The organism is Microbacterium sp. CPCC 204701, assembly GCF_004010105.1.
Taxonomy (GTDB): domain Bacteria; phylum Actinomycetota; class Actinomycetes; order Actinomycetales; family Microbacteriaceae; genus Microbacterium.
In genome coordinates, this window is record NZ_RRYE01000520.1 from 1 (window position 1) to 1,663 (window position 1,663).

The 1,663-nt window shown below is 72.7% G+C and carries 2 protein-coding genes; both read right to left on the reverse strand.

Annotated features, from left to right (window positions below; all coding sequences use genetic code 11):
• A partial coding sequence (locus EIO58_RS17445) for a PucR family transcriptional regulator (protein ID WP_127820503.1) occupies positions 1-823 on the reverse strand: 823 nt, incomplete at its 3' end.
• Between the two features lie 7 nt (positions 824-830).
• On the reverse strand, positions 831-1,663 hold an 833-nt coding region (locus EIO58_RS17450; protein WP_446723948.1), incomplete at its 5' end, for a transketolase-like TK C-terminal-containing protein.

Below are 1,663 nucleotides of genomic sequence, written 5' to 3' on the forward strand. Positions count from 1 at the left end.
CGGCGCGGGCGCTCTGGCTCGCGTCGACGAGCGCGGGGACGGTGGGTCCCAGGACGAGGTGCCCGGTGCCGAACCCGGGCTCGAGTCGCTTCGCGATCTCGGCGAACGGAAGCTCGCTGGTCGCGTCCTCCGCGCGCGCGGGCGGCTCGGCGCGGCCGAGCACGAGCACCAGGCGGGAGCCCTGCACGCCGATCAGGACATCGACCCCGAGTTTGCGCGCTGTGCGGCGGAGCTGGTCGACGTCGAACTGCGGGGGCGTCGTGCCGACAAGCACCGCGACCTCGCCGTGGCCGTGCCAGCCGAGGGCCGCGATGCGGCTGGGGAGCTCCTCGTCGGCCTCGCCGGTGAGGATCGAGTCGACGACGAGCGCCTCGAGCCGTGCGTCCCACAGGCCGCGCGCCTCGGCGGCCCGCGCGTACACGTCGGCCGCCGCGAAGGCCACCTCGCGCGAGTACAGCAGGATCGCCTCGCGCAGGTGCTCACCCTTGCCGGCGACCCGCTCCTCGGTCACCTCGACGGTCACGCGGATGAGCTGCAGCGTCTGCTGCAGGCTGACGCTGCGCAGCAGCTCGCGGGGAGCCACGGCGAAGATGTCGGCGGCGATCCACGGCGTCGAGCCGGGGTCGTCGTACCACTGGATGAACGACGTGATGCCGGCCTGTGCCACCAGCCCGACGGCGGACCGTCGGGCCGGTGGCATCTCGGCATACCACGGCAGCGTGTCTTCGAGCCGCTTGATGGTGACGGTGGCGAGGTCGCCCGAGATGCGCCGCAGCCACGCGAGCGTCTCGGTCTTGCCCATCACCTCGGTCGGTTCGGCCATCGAGGCGTCAGCTCTCGCCGCCCGCGTTCCCGCTCGTGCCGGCGGTGACGTCGTGCAGGCGGTACCTCTCGATCGCCTGCGCCGCGAGGCCCCGGTCCACCACGCCCTCGGCCGCGAGGGCCTGGAGCGTGCGGACGACGATCGAGGGACCGTCGATCTTGAAGAAGCGACGGGCGGCCGGGCGCGTGTCCGAGAAGCCGAAGCCGTCGGCGCCCAGCGTGACGAACCGGTTCGGCACCCACGGACGGATCTGGTCCTGCACGGCGTGCATGAAGTCGCTCACCGCGACCACCGGTCCCGCGGCATCCCGCAGCTTCTCGGTGACGTACGCGGTGCGCGGCTCGTCCTGAGGGTGGAGGAAGTTGTGCTCGTCGGCGGCGAGGCCGTCGCGGCGCAGCTCGGTCCACGAGGTGACCGACCAGACATCGGCCTGGACGCCCCAGTCGTCGCGCAGGAGCTGCTGCGCCTCCAGCGCCCACGGCACGCCGACGCCCGACGCGAGGATCTGCGCGCGGGGTCCGTCACCCTCGGGTGCCGAGATGCGGTGGATGCCGCGGACGATCCCGTCGACGTCCACGCCCTCGGGCTCGGCGGGCTGCACCAGCGGCTCGTTGTACACCGTCAGGTAGTACATGACGTTCGGCTCGGGGTGGTTGCCGCCGTACATGCGCTCGATGCCCGAACGCACGATGTGGGCGATCTCGTAGCCGTACGCCGGGTCGTACGAGACGGTGGCGGGGTTCGTCGACGCGAGGAGCTGCGAGTGCCCGTCGGCGTGCTGGAGGCCCTCGCCCGTCAGGGTCGTGCGGCCCGCGGTCGCGCCGATGATGAAGCCCCGCG